Raw genomic sequence first — 12,879 nt, 5'->3', positions numbered from 1 at the left:
CCAAGCTTCGCCGGAGCTAAGAGAGGACATTTTTCCCCGCACCCTACGTTTCTATCATAGGGGCTCGCTGAATGTGGTGCCTCCTGTTCAGGGAGGGGTAATGCGTTGTGGCGGAACGCAATCTCCCTCAATTCGGTTTTCATTCCCTTCCTGTGATGATAATGCCCGAAATCCAGGATGGAGAGGGAGTCGAGGTATGACGCAGGCAGGCGAACCAACGGTCGTAAACAGTTGGAATGAATGGGATCCGTTGCGTCATGTGATTGTCGGGCGTGCGGATGACTGTCACATCCCGCCCGAGGAACCGGCTCTCGATGCCAAGGTTCCCGAAGACAGCGACATGCGAGGCCAATGGGGTCGACGCCCGCAGGAAACAATCGATCGCGCCAACGAGTTGCTGGACCGCTTTGCCGAGCAGTTGAAAGCACGGGGCATCCGGGTCGACCGCCCAACCCCGATAGACTTTTCTCAACCGGTCACGACACCCGATTTCGAAACCGCGAGCCAATTCGGCTGTATGCCGCCGCGGGACGTGCTGTTGACCGTCGGGCCGGAAATACTGGAAGCGACGATGTCTTATCGCTGCCGGTGGTTCGAGTATCTATGCTATCGCCCGTTGATGCAGCGCTATTGGGAAGAAGACCCCAATTTCCGGCATGAGGCGGCGCCGAAACCGCGACTTACCGACGCCGATTACCGGCCGGATTATCTGTCGGAAAAGATCGGTGTGGAAAAACGGCTGAAATGGACAGCGGAAAAATTCTTCGTCACGACGGAAGAGGAGCCGCTGTTCGATGCCGCCGACGTGCTGCGATTCGGACGAGACCTTGTCGTTCAGCATGGTTTCACGACCAATCTGAAAGGGATCGAGTGGCTGCGGCGGCATTTCCCGGAGCATCGGGTCCATGCCGTGAACTTCCCCGGGGATCCGTATCCGATTCATATCGATGCGACCTTCACGCCGCTTCGACCGGGCCTGATCCTGAACAACCCGCAGCGTCGTCTCCCGGACGACCAGCGCAAGATGTTCCATGACAATGGCTGGGAAATCGTCGATGCCGCCCAGCCTGCCCATAACCAGCCGCCGGCGCTTTGCTACTCCTCCGTCTGGCTCAGCATGAACGTCCTCGTTCTTGACCCAAGAACGGTCTGCGTCGAAAAGAGCGAGGTGTATCAGGCCGAGCAAATGGACAAGCTTGGCATGGAAGTGGTCGAAGTGGAGTTGCGGGACGCCTATGCCTTCGGCGGCGGTCTCCATTGCTGCACGGCCGATGTGTATCGCGAAGGCACCTGTGAGGATTACTTTCCCAACCTGTAAAGGGCAGGCGGCAGCGGAAATTCGACACGGACTTGACCAGCATCAATGACGATCGCGGAGCATGCATGGAAATTCTTCCCAACATTCGTTCAAAAGGGGAGATCATCATGACGCATACACCGCACGATATCGCCGAGGAGTTTCCTGAACATGCGGATCGCATTCACGCATTGAAAGCGGAGAATGCCCATTTCGCGAAGCTTTGCGATACGCATCATCGCATCAATCGGGAAATTCATCGGGGAGAGGAAAATATCGAGCCGATGGACGACATGCATCTTGAGGAACTCAAGAAACAACGCCTCGCACTTCTCGATGAGATCGTGACCTTTCTTGATTGATTGAGAAAAAGTGGGGCCTGCCAGCGAAACACCTCGCGAAAATCAGCAGAAGGCCCGTCGAAAGGCGGGCTTTTTCTTTGGTGCCAAGTGTCATCTTCCGCCTGATACGGACTTGTCCTGAGCAGTCCTGCCATGGATAACGGCGCCATGGGTGATACAGCGGAAAATTTAACCGTTGCGGTGATCGGTGGCGGTCCGGCCGGATTGATCGCAGCGGAACTATTGAGCCGCGCCGGATTGGCGGTCACCGTCTACGACCGCATGCCGACATTCGGGCGTAAACTGCAGATGGCGGGTCGGGGCGGCTTGAATCTGACCCATTCCGAGATGCTTGCGTCATTCCTGCAACGGTACGGGGCCGGGCGTCCTTTCCTGACGCCGGTCATCGAGGCCTTTCCGCCGACGGCGCTGCGGGATTGGGCCGAAGGATTGGGACAGCCGACCTTCATCGGGTCCAGCGGGCGGATTTTCCCGACGGCGATGAAAGCCGCGCCCTTGCTGCGGGCGTGGTTGGAAAGACTTCGGGCACAGGGATGTGTGTTCCGCTTCCGAACGGAATGGCGGGGATGGGACGAGGCGGGCGCACTTCTTTTCCGCAGAGAAGGTGGAGATTTGGAGCGGGTCGAACCGCATGCGACCCTCCTCGCCCTTGGCGGCGGAAGTTGGCCGCGCCTCGGATCCACAGGGGCGTGGGTCGATATCTTGGCGGAAATGGACGTCGCCGTTGCGCCGTTGAGATCCGCCAATAGCGGTTTTGCGGTCCATTGGAGTGATATCTTCAGGAAGAAGTTTCAGGGACAGCCCTTGAAGAACGTCGCTTTGACCTGCGCCGGACAAACGGCGCGTGGTGATGCCATGGTGACCGAGCAGGGCATCGAAGGCGGCGCGGTTTATGCCTTGTCCTCTCTGTTGCGGGAGCGGATCGCCCGTGACGGATCGGCGGTGCTGCACGTCAATCTGCTGCCGGATCGGTCGCATGAAGACGTCCTGCAGCGTCTCGGCAAACCGCGCGGAAAACACTCGCAGAGCGATTTTCTACGCCGTTCCCTGGGCCTTCCGCCGATCGCGGTCAATCTGATGCGGGAGGCCGTGGGGCCTGCCCTGCCGCGGGATCCTCATGCATTGGCGGATCTCGTTCAGGCGGTCCCGATCACACTGACCGCCACGATGCCCATCGAGCGCGCGATATCCTCCGCTGGCGGTATTGCGCTTGAAGAATTGGACGGAAATTTCATGCTGAAGCGCTTGCCCGGCGTTTTTGCCGCCGGTGAAATGCTGGACTGGGAAGCGCCGACGGGAGGCTATCTGCTGCAGGCCACCTTCGCCACGGGCGTTGCGGCGGCGAAGGGCGTTCTGGCTTGGTTGAACCGCGATTCCGGGCACGCGCCGGTGTAGCGCGTCCCAATATCTGCGCCATACGGACGCGGGTGAAACCCACGCCGATCACACTATCTTTGTCCTGACAGATTATTTGTATGGGAGAGTGTGATGAAGTTTCCCGTCCGCCGCCGCGCTGTTCTGACCGGTTGCCTGTCGGGTATCACGGCATCGTTGTTGGGGTTTCCTTCCGCGGGAACCGCATCCGAGAAGAAACTGGCGAAACGAATACCGGCCTCGGGTGAGTTGCTGCCGGCCGTCGGCATGGGAACATGGGTCACCTTCAATGTTGGTCCCGTGCCGGCCTTACGGGCGCAGCGAACCGAAGTACTGCGCAGCTTCTTCCGTCATGGCGGGGGCATGATCGATTCTTCGCCCATGTACGGCACCTCGGAAGAGGTTTTGGGCCACTGTTTCGAACAATTGGGGGATACGACCGGCTTGTTCAGTGCGAGCAAGATCTGGACGCGTAGCAGTGCAGAAGGACCGAGCCAGCTTTCGGAGTCTTTCCGGCTCTGGGGTATCGATCGGTTCAACTTGATGCAGGTCCACAATCTGGTGAACTGGGAAGCCCATCTACCGATGCTCGCCGACCAGAAGCAGGCGGGGAGGGTCCGTTATGTCGGGTTGACCACCTCGCATGGGTCCCGGCATGGAGAAATGGCGCAGGTGATGAAAAGCGATGCGGTCGACTTCGTTCAATTGACCTACAACATCTTGGATCGCGAGGCGGAAGACCGTCTTCTGCCGATGGCGGCGGATCTGGGCAAGGCCGTGATCGTCAACCGGCCTTTCAGGCGCGGTGCTCTGCCTGACGCGCTGAAAGGCAAGCCGTTGCCGGATTGGGCGCGGGAGTTCGGTATCGAGAACTGGGCCCAATTCCTGTTGAAATTCATTATCTCGCACCCGGCCGTGACATGTGCCATCCCAGCGACGACACAGGTCGCGCATATGGATGAGAACATGCGGGCGATGGAAGGGGAGGTTCCCGATGCCGAGACGCGGCAACGCATGATCCGCTACGTGGAGGCGCTGTGAACCGCCTTATTCCATATTCGGCCGAGGTTTACGCCTATGTGACCGCGGAATATGGCGGCGCCTATCTGCCGATCGAGATTTGCACTCTGCTTGCCGTCGCTGTTTTCCTGCTCTTCGGGCGCGCGGGGGGGCATATCGGGAATAGGGCTGCTGCTGTTTTCCTTGCATTGCTGTGGGGGTGGATTGGCGTTGGGTTCTACTGGCAGACCTATCAGCCACTGAACTGGGCCGGGACGTACTTCGGATGGGCCTCGTTGGTTCAGGCCGCCCTGATTGCGATTTGGGGGATCGGTACCGGAAATTTCCGTCCGAAGCTCGACCTTCGATCCGCCGGATGCTGGATCGGTCTGGCCGCCCTGGCGCTCGCGGCGTTGATCGGTCCGACCATGAGCATGTTCCCTGAGGAGGCTGTTGTTCCGACCCAAGCGATCGGCGTCATGCCGTTGGCGACGATCACGGCAACCCTTGCCCTGCTGCTGATCAATCACGTCCGCAGCCCGTCTTGGCTTTTGCCCATTCCGGTCATTCTGCTGGGCTGGGAGGGGGTTCGGGCCAATGTGCTGGGCCTTGGAGAGGACATGGTTCTTGTGCTCGCCGGCGCTGTCGTGCTTGGGCTGCTGGTCTTTCGCCGCCTTCGGTTCTGACGTCCGTGCCGTTTCCCGGGTTCGGGATAGGAACGACACCCGACGGGCTGAAATGCCCGCAAAAACCCAGACAAATGCCGACAAATTGCCCGCCCGTCTCGGCGGTGCCCGGACTATGTATTAGGGCGGGGCCGCTTGCTCGAGAGCGGCCATGCTGATCCGAGCATCAATAACTGGGACTGCAGTCTGGCCGACATGGAAGACCTTGCGAGCGTATTGATAGGGCCGGGCGTACGGCTGTTTCCGATCTATCTGATCGCGACCGTCGTCATCGCCTTCGCGGTCTATCTGGCCGCGAAACCAAACAAATCCTTTCTGACATGGCTTTTGCCGCGGGAGGTTTGGAGCCATGCCTCGACATTGCTGGATATCAAACTGTTTGCCCTGGGGCGGGTGCTGACCTTCCTCGGGCTATTCAACCAGATTGCCGTTACCAACGCCGTCTCGGTGTCGATGCTGGGTGTGATGGGCGGTGCAAGCGGTAGCGGTGAATCCGCCAATCCGATACTGGTCGGTCTGTCCATCTTGCTGGTCAACGATTTCTGCGTCTATTGGGTGCACCGTCTACATCATGAATCGTCCTGTCTTTGGCCGTTCCATGCGGTCCATCACAGTGCCGAGGTAATGACACCGATCACCACCTATCGGAAACATCCGGTTTACGATCTGATTTCGTCTTTGGTGCGCGGCGCATTTTACGGCATTCTGCAGGGCGGTTTGCTCGCACTCTTCTTCGGCCCGGTATCCATCACGACCGTTATCGGCATCAATCTGTTCTATTTCCTGTTCAACCTTCTCGGCTCCAACCTGCGTCACAGTCATATCTGGCTGAGTTACGGGTGGATCATGGAGCATGTTCTGATTTCTCCGGCGCAGCATCAAATTCATCACAGCCGCGCGCCGGCGCATCACAACAAGAACTACGGTGAGGTGCTGGCGATCTGGGACTGGATGTTCGGAACACTCTTCGTTCCCCGGAAAGCCGAGGCCCTGGAGTTCGGTCTTTCCGACGCGGAGGGAAGGCCGCTGCCGCAGCCCCATGGCAGTTTGAAGGACGCTCTTATCCAGCCTTTGACGCTGTTTTCGAGCCCGGGACGAATCCTCCATCTCTCGACGCGGCGGAGATAGGAAGATGACGCAGGGGTTTTCCTTCTATCTGAACCTGTTGAGATTTGCCGCGGCTTTCGTCGTGCTGCTCTCTCATTTCGCCTATGAGCGGTTCACGCGGGGGGACTATCTTTTTATTCGGGAATGGAACCTGGGGAGCGACGCGGTCATTGTCTTCTTCGTGATCTCCGGCTTCGTCATCGCCTATGCGGCCCGGGAGAGGGACAAGTCTGGTTCGGCATTCATATTTGCCCGCGCGACACGACTTTATTCCGTCGTTCTGCCCGCAATTCTGCTGACCCTTCTGCTGGATTTCCTCGGTTCGCGTCTCGATCCGGCCGGTTATGACGGTTGGTGGTGGAACCCCGCGCCGATCTGGGAGGTCCTGCTGAGGAGTATGAGCTTTACCACCGAATGGAGCGGCAACGCCTTTCGGCCGGGTACCAACGGACCGTTCTGGTCCTTGAGTTACGAAGCGGCGTATTACGCGCTGTTCGGCATAACCGCCTATCTGTCCGGGGTCAGACGGCTTCTTGTACTGGCCCTGTTTCTGCTGCTGATCGGCATCAAGCCGCTGCTGTTGATGCCTGCCTGGCTGCTGGGCGTCTGGCTGTATCGGCGCGGCCCCTCCGCGCTTTCCGGTTTGAGTTCGGCGATGGCCGGCTTTGGCGGATCCTTGGTCGTGTACGTTTTTTCGCTTGCCCTCGATGTGCCGGACAATTTGCTGGCGGTGACGGTTGCGGGATTGGGGCAGGGGAATGTCGCCGCGCTGCGTTTTTCCAACGAGTTCGTCTGGAACGGATTGCTCGGCCTTTTGGTCTTCGCGCATCTCGCCGGGGCGATGACACTGTTCAACCGCGTGACGGCGCCGGACGGCTTGAACCGGATTGTTTCATGGCTCGCCGGGGCCAGCTTCTCGATCTACCTGGTGCATTACCCGGCCTTGCAATTCTGGCAGGCCGTTCTGCCCAATGACGGGTCGGCCCTTGCACGGGACGGCCTGTTGCTGACCTTTACGCTCGCGACCTGCTTCCTCTTCGCGGTTTTGTTTGAAGTCCCGCTGCGCAGGTTCAGGGCGGCTTTGCTGCGCCTTCGTGAGTTGTTGCAGACAGAGGCCGGCTCGCCGCGGCGGGCGCTCAGGTCCCTTCGGAGGATTTCTTCGGCCCCGCCTTGAGCAGCAAATCGCCGAGTATTCGAAACTCCGATTCACGGGCGGAAGATTTGCGCCAGACGAGCCCGATCTGCCTTGTGCCGATATCTTCCTTCAACGGGACCAATGAGATATCGAGCCCCTTGGTGATTTCCGCTTCGACCGCCATTTGCGGCAACAGGGTGATCCCCATGCCGAGCGCCACCATCTGAACCAGGGTCTGCATGGAGGACGCCTCGTAATTCTTGCGTTTGAAGCGCCCCTCGAGACTGCATGCTTCCAGTGCGTGTCGCCGCAGGCAATGGCCTTCCTCAAGCAAGAGCAGGGGCTGTTCGGCGAATGCGCTGGTATCCACCGACACTTCTTCGGCCAAGGGATGGCCTGTCGGGCAGGCGAGGACGAATCCTTCCTCGAACAGAAGTTCCGTTTCCACGCCATCCATCTCATAGGGAAGTGCGAGCAACAGCAGGTCCAATCTTCCGTCCTGCAATCGTTCCAGCAGGCGGTCCGTATAATCTTCCCGCAGGTACAGCTCCAGGCCGGGAAAATTTCGGTGAATTGAGGGCAGGACGGCGGGCAGGATATAGGGCCCGATTGTTGGAATGACACCCAGTCTGAGCGGGCCGGAGAGGGGCGCGGACGCACTATGGGCAAGGTCCAACATCTCCTCCGCCCCGCGCAGCAATTCCCGCGCTTTTGCGGTCAGCCGTTCCCCCAACGGCGTGATGATGACCGACCGGTTCGTGCGTTCGGCGACCTTTGCCTGAAGGACCTCCTCCAATTCTCGGATGCCTGCACTCAATGTGGATTGGGTGACGAAACAGGATTCTGCTGCGAGGCCGAAATGCAGATGTTCGGCCAAGGCTGAAAGATATTGTAATTGTTTCATTGTCGGCAGGTTTTGCATCGCACAAACCTTTGAAGTTCAAGCCACATTAGTAATCGAAAAAATCGATCATATTGGCCAATATATATCGTTTTATTGCGTCGCAGCAAGGGGGCATATAGCGCGCATCGACGTCACCGCACGTCGGGGTCCCGCGAGACCCTATGAACCTTTAATTTTGAGAGATGTAATCCATGAGCATGATCAACAAACCGATCCCCGAATTTACGGCGCAGGCCTTCCACAACGGCGAATTCAAGACGGTCACGTCCGAAGACGTCAAAGGCCAGTGGTCGATCTTCGTGTTCTATCCCGCCGACTTCACCTTCGTCTGCCCGACGGAACTGGAAGACATGGCGAAGTATTACGAAGAGCTGCAGGGCCTGGGCGTCGAAGTCTACTCCGTGTCGACCGACACGCATTTCACCCACAAGGCGTGGCATGACACCAGCGATGCGATCGGCAAGATCAACTACCCGATGATCGGTGACCCGACCGGCGTCATCTCCCGCGGTTTCGGCGTAATGATCGAAGAAGAAGGTCTGGCCCTGCGTGGCACCTTCCTCGCCGACCCGGAAGGCATCATCAAGGTCTGCGAAATCCACGACCTGGGTATCGGCCGGTCCGCGAAGGACATGGTGCGTAAGGTCAAGGCCGCACAGTATGTCGCCACTCATGACGGCGAAGTCTGCCCGGCCGCTTGGGAACAGGGTCAAGAAACCTTGACGCCGAGCCTGGACCTGGTCGGCAAGATCTAAGTCCGACCTTGGAAACCCGGCCCCTTCCTCCCCCGGGGCCGGGTTTCACTCCTCCCGACAGCAGCCGACCCCTTTTGGATTCCCGACACGCGCCCCCTGCGCTTGCAAAAAAGAGATAAAAGCCATGTTGAGTCCCGATATTCTGAATGCCTTGAAGGGTTACACCGCCGCGATGAGCAAGGACGTGGCGCTGGTGCTGCAGACGGGCAGCCATGAAAAACGCGATGAGTTGAAGAAATTTTTGGACGATGTTGCTTCCGTCAGCGCGCGCATCACTGTGGTCGAGCGCGACGAACCGGAAAAGCTGATGAGCCCGATCAGCTTCCTGCTCGAGGTCGACGGCGCCGACAGCGGCATTCGGTTCTCCGGCATTCCTGGCGGGCACGAGTTCAATTCCCTTGTGCTGGCATTGCTGCATTCCTCCGGCACGCCGATCAAACTGGATGACAGCCTGAAGGCGATCATTGCCGGTATCGACGAAGATCTTAAATTCGAAGTCTTCGTCAGCTTGAGCTGCCACAACTGTCCGGAAGTGGTTCAGACGCTGAACCAGTTCGCTGTCCTCAATCCGCGCATAACCTGCGAGATGATCGATGGCGGGCTTTATCCGGAGTTGATCGAAAAGCGCAACATCCAGGGTGTGCCGACGGTTTATCTGAATGGTGACGTGTTCGCGAACGGCAAGGTCGATGCCTCGATCCTGGTCAACCGCCTGATGGAAACGAAACCAAAGTCGGCGGCCAAATCCGCGCCTGTCGAGAAGATGCCGCTGCAGGACGTCCTGGTTATAGGCGGCGGGCCGGCCGGCGTCGCGTCGGCGATCTATGCGGCGCGCAAGGGGCTGAAGGTGACGGTGGTTGCGGACCGGGTCGGCGGGCAGGTGAAGGACACCCTCGGCATCGAGAACTTTGTTTCCGTTCCGAAGACGACCGGGCCCGAACTGTCCAACGCCCTGATGGCGCATCTGCGCGAATACGACATCACCCTGAAGGAACATTTCTCCGTTGAGAAAGTGGAGAACGGCGAGACGAAATCGGTCACGCTGACCTCCGGCGAAGTGATCGACGCGAAGACCCTGATCATCGCTACCGGTGCGCAATGGCGAGAACTGGGCTGCCCCGGTGAGAAGGAAAACATCGGCAACGGCGTGGCCTATTGCCCGCATTGCGACGGCCCGTTCTTCAAAGGCAAGGACGTTGCGGTTATCGGCGGTGGAAATTCAGGCGTCGAAGCTGCCCTGGATCTGGCGGGTATCGTAAAATCGGTCACGGTGTTCGAATTCCTGCCCGAGTTGAAGGCCGACAAGATCCTGGTCGATCAGGCTGAGGCACGGGACAATATCACCATCGTCAAGAACGCCGCGACGCAGCAGATCATTGCGGAAGGCGGCAAGGTCACGGCGATCGAGTACAAGGACCGCGCGACCGACGAAGTGCGCAAGCAGGACCTTGCCGGTGTATTCGTTCAAATCGGTCTGGTGCCGAACAGCGCGTTCGTGAAGGACGTCGTGGAGCAGAGCAAGTTCGGCGAGATCATCGTGAACGAGCGCTGCGAAACGAATGTTCCCGGCATCTTCGCCTGTGGTGACGTGACGACCGTTCCCTACAAACAGATCGTCATCGCAATGGGTGAAGGATCGAAAGCGGCCCTGTCCGCCTTCGATTACCTGCTGAAGAATTTCCAACAATAAGAAGCCCCGGCCGGCTTCGGTTGCATCAGAGGGGTGGCTGCTGTGCGGGCGGTCACCCCGACGAACGGCGCCGATAGGATGGTCGGGGACAGCTCATGGAAACCCTAAGGGCGCTGATCATTTCAGCGCCCTCTTCGTTGTTGGACTTATCGGCTGCCAGGGAAAGGGCAGTGTTCCCCAGCGGCGATAGTTGTCAATTGTTCTGTGTCCCGCAGAGAGTACAATCGCCGGAATTTCTTGAAGGGACAGTTGACCATGGATATCCGCAACCGTGATCTGATCACCGCCACTCATTGGGGAACCTATCATGTCTCCGTCGAAAACGGACGTGTGACCGGCATGAAGGACTTCGCGGAGGATCCGGATCCGTCGCCCATCGGACATGGAATCGTCGATGTCCTCGACGGGCCGACCCGGATCAAGGCGCCAATGGTGCGCAAGAGCTGGTTGGAAGGCGGCCCCGGCACCGCCGGCGAGAAACGCGGCGAGGACGTTTTCGTAGAGGTGACTTGGGCCGAAGCCAACCGGTTGGTCGCCGCCGAGTTGAAGCGCGTCAAAACCGAGTTCGGCAATGCGTCGATCTATGCCGGCTCTTATGGCTGGGCCAGCGCCGGCCGATTCCATCACGCGCAAGGACAGTTGAAACGATTCCTGAACTGCCTGGGCGGGTTCACCAGTTCGGTGAATACCTACAGCTATGCGGCGGCCGAGGTCATCGTGCCGCATGTTTTGGGCTCATTCTACGAACTGTTAGCCGAATGCACGGGCTGGGATTCGATTGCGGAAGCCTGCGAGCTTTTCGTCGCCTTCGGCGGCGTTCCGCTGAAGAACGGACAGATTTCCCAGGGCGGGACGGGCAGCCACATTCAGAAACAGGGCCTGCTTGCCGCGCACGAGGCGGGCGTGAAATTCGTCAATGTTTCCCCCTTGAGATCGGATCTGCTGGACTCGGTCGGGGCCGAGTGGTTGTCGCCGCGTCCGTCCACCGACGCCGCCCTGATGATTGCCCTGTCGCAGGTGCTGTTGTCGGAAGGGCTGCACGACCGGGCATTTCTGGACAGATATACGGTCGGGTTCGACCGTTATGCCGCCTATCTCGCGGGTGAGGAAGACGGTGTTGCCAAAACGCCGGAATGGGCGTCGGAAATCTGCGAACTGCCTGCCGATGAGATCCGCGCATTGGCGAGGCGCATGGCGTCGCAGCGGACGATGATCTCGATCTCCTGGTCGCTGACCCGTCAGGACCATGGGGAGCAACCCTATTGGGCGGCGATCAACCTGGCCGCCATGCTGGGGCAGATCGGCCTGCCGGGCACCGGCATCGGTTTCGGATACTCCGCCACCAACAAGGTGGGGCAGAGTTTGCGGAAAATGCACTTCGCGTCCTTCCCCCAGGGCAAGAATTCCGTGCGCAAATTCATTCCTGTCGCGCGCGTTTCGGAGATGCTGGAAAACCCGGGCGGCAGCTTCCGGTACAACGGCAAGGACCATACCTATCCCGACGTCCGTCTCGTCTGGTGGGCCGGCGGCAATCCGTTTCACCACCATCAGGACCTGAACCGCCTGCGGAAAGCCTGGGCGCGGCCGGAAACCGTCATTGTCAACGAGTGGTGCTGGAACAGCCTTGCCCGTCATGCGGATATCGTTCTTCCCTGCAGCACGACGCTTGAGCGGTCGGACCTCGCCCTCAATCCGCGTGATGCCTATCAGGTCGTGATGGACAAGGCGATCGAGCCGATCGGTCAGGCGAAGAGCGACCACGACATCTTTCGCGGCATTGCCGCCGAACTCGGGCTGGAGGACGCCTTTACGGAAGGGCGCAGCCCTGAGGAATGGCAGAAGTGGATGTACGAAATTTCACGCCAATCCGCCTCCCGCTCGGCTTTCGAACTGCCCGATTGGGACACGATGCAGCAAAAGGGTTGGATGAAGGTTCCGCCGCCGGAGAAACCGGCGGTTCTGTTCGACGCGTTTCGGGATGACCCCGACGCGAATCCCTTGAAGACGCCAAGTGGAAAGATCGAAATCTATTCCGAAACCGTGGCCGGCTTCGGTGATGCGGATTGCCCGGGACACCCGGTCTGGCTTGAGCCGGGCGAATGGCTCGGCAATGTCGGATCCTATCCGCTGCACATGATTTCAAATCAGCCGCGAACCAAACTTCACAGCCAGTTGGACCACGGCTCCGTCAGCCGGGCGGACCGGATTGACGGGCGCGAACCTGTGACGATGCATCCTGACGATGCCGCTGCGCGTGGCCTTTCAGAAGGCCAGATCGTGCGGATATTCAATGGGCGCGGTGCGTGTTACGCGGGGCTCAGGATCAGCGATGATGTACGGACCGGCGTGATTCAGATTGCCACCGGTGCATGGTATGAACCGGACGGAAATACCTGCCGGCACGGCAACCCGAATGTCCTGACCCTGGACAAGGGGACGTCCAGCATGGCCCAAGGGCCGACGGCGCATAGTTGCCTTGTGGATGTCGAGGCCGCGCGCGGCGATATTCCCGAAAGCAGGGCCTACGATCCGCCTATCATCGAATAGGGGCGGCAGGGTCCGCCTCCTTT

General features: G+C 59.2%; 11 protein-coding genes. 10 read left to right on the top strand and 1 reads right to left on the bottom strand.

The genetic code is table 11. The features are described from left to right. The first annotated feature begins 196 nt into the window (after positions 1-196). The 7 genes from ACQK2G_RS11500 (at position 197) to ACQK2G_RS11470 (ending at position 6,999) form a co-directional block, all read left to right on the top strand. The gene (locus ACQK2G_RS11500) at positions 197-1,318 is read left to right on the top strand and encodes a hypothetical protein (protein WP_425405173.1); all 1,122 of its coding nucleotides are present in this window, start codon (positions 197-199) and stop codon (positions 1,316-1,318) included. Positions 1,319-1,425: 107 nt separating this feature from the next. Beyond that, positions 1,426-1,659, top strand: a complete 234-nt coding sequence (locus ACQK2G_RS11495; RefSeq protein WP_425405172.1) for a YdcH family protein — start codon at positions 1,426-1,428, stop codon at positions 1,657-1,659. A 147-nt stretch (positions 1,660-1,806) separates the two neighbouring features. Beyond that, positions 1,807-3,054 (top strand): NAD(P)/FAD-dependent oxidoreductase, encoded by a 1,248-nt coding sequence (locus ACQK2G_RS11490; protein WP_425405171.1) that lies wholly within the window; start codon positions 1,807-1,809, stop codon positions 3,052-3,054. Between the two features lie 93 nt (positions 3,055-3,147). Beyond that, positions 3,148-4,074 carry an aldo/keto reductase gene (locus ACQK2G_RS11485; protein ID WP_425405170.1) on the top strand — a complete coding sequence of 309 codons (927 nt, stop codon included), beginning with the start codon at positions 3,148-3,150 and terminating at the stop codon, positions 4,072-4,074. Continuing rightward, the gene (locus ACQK2G_RS11480; RefSeq protein WP_425405169.1) at positions 4,071-4,718 is read left to right on the top strand and encodes a DUF6064 family protein; all 648 of its coding nucleotides are present in this window, start codon (positions 4,071-4,073) and stop codon (positions 4,716-4,718) included. The genes ACQK2G_RS11485 and ACQK2G_RS11480 overlap by 4 nt, the downstream gene beginning before the upstream one ends. Positions 4,719-4,853: 135 nt before the next feature. After that, positions 4,854-5,846, top strand: coding sequence for a sterol desaturase family protein (locus ACQK2G_RS11475; protein ID WP_425405168.1), 993 nt, complete (start codon positions 4,854-4,856; stop codon positions 5,844-5,846). Positions 5,847-5,850: 4 nt separating this feature from the next. Next, on the top strand, positions 5,851-6,999 hold the full coding sequence (locus tag ACQK2G_RS11470; protein WP_425405167.1) for an acyltransferase family protein: 1,149 nt from the start codon (positions 5,851-5,853) through the stop codon (positions 6,997-6,999). On the opposite strand, the gene ACQK2G_RS11465 is transcribed toward ACQK2G_RS11470, so the two are convergent. Next, positions 6,962-7,864, bottom strand: a complete 903-nt coding sequence (locus tag ACQK2G_RS11465; RefSeq protein WP_425405166.1) for a hydrogen peroxide-inducible genes activator — start codon at positions 7,862-7,864, stop codon at positions 6,962-6,964. The two genes, ACQK2G_RS11470 and ACQK2G_RS11465, sit on opposite strands and share 38 nt — an antisense overlap. A gap of 191 nt (positions 7,865-8,055) precedes the next feature. On the opposite strand from ACQK2G_RS11465, the gene ahpC reads away from it, so the two are divergent. The 3 genes from ahpC to ACQK2G_RS11450 all read left to right on the top strand — a co-directional run bounded on the left by ahpC (position 8,056) and on the right by ACQK2G_RS11450 (position 12,856). Then, the gene (gene ahpC, locus ACQK2G_RS11460) at positions 8,056-8,619 is read left to right on the top strand and encodes an alkyl hydroperoxide reductase subunit C (RefSeq protein ID WP_425405165.1); all 564 of its coding nucleotides are present in this window, start codon (positions 8,056-8,058) and stop codon (positions 8,617-8,619) included. Positions 8,620-8,743: 124 nt separating this feature from the next. Then, positions 8,744-10,309, top strand: coding sequence for an alkyl hydroperoxide reductase subunit F (gene ahpF, locus ACQK2G_RS11455; protein WP_425405164.1), 1,566 nt, complete (start codon positions 8,744-8,746; stop codon positions 10,307-10,309). 255 nt (positions 10,310-10,564) lie between these two features. Next, on the top strand, positions 10,565-12,856 hold the full coding sequence (locus ACQK2G_RS11450) for a molybdopterin guanine dinucleotide-containing S/N-oxide reductase (RefSeq protein WP_425405163.1): 2,292 nt from the start codon (positions 10,565-10,567) through the stop codon (positions 12,854-12,856). Positions 12,857-12,879: the final 23 nt, after the last annotated feature.

It is taken from the genome of Hwanghaeella sp. (assembly GCF_965227365.1).
Lineage (GTDB): Bacteria > Pseudomonadota > Alphaproteobacteria > UBA8366 > Aestuariispiraceae > Hwanghaeella.
This window is presented reverse-complemented; position numbering and strand designations above follow the sequence as displayed.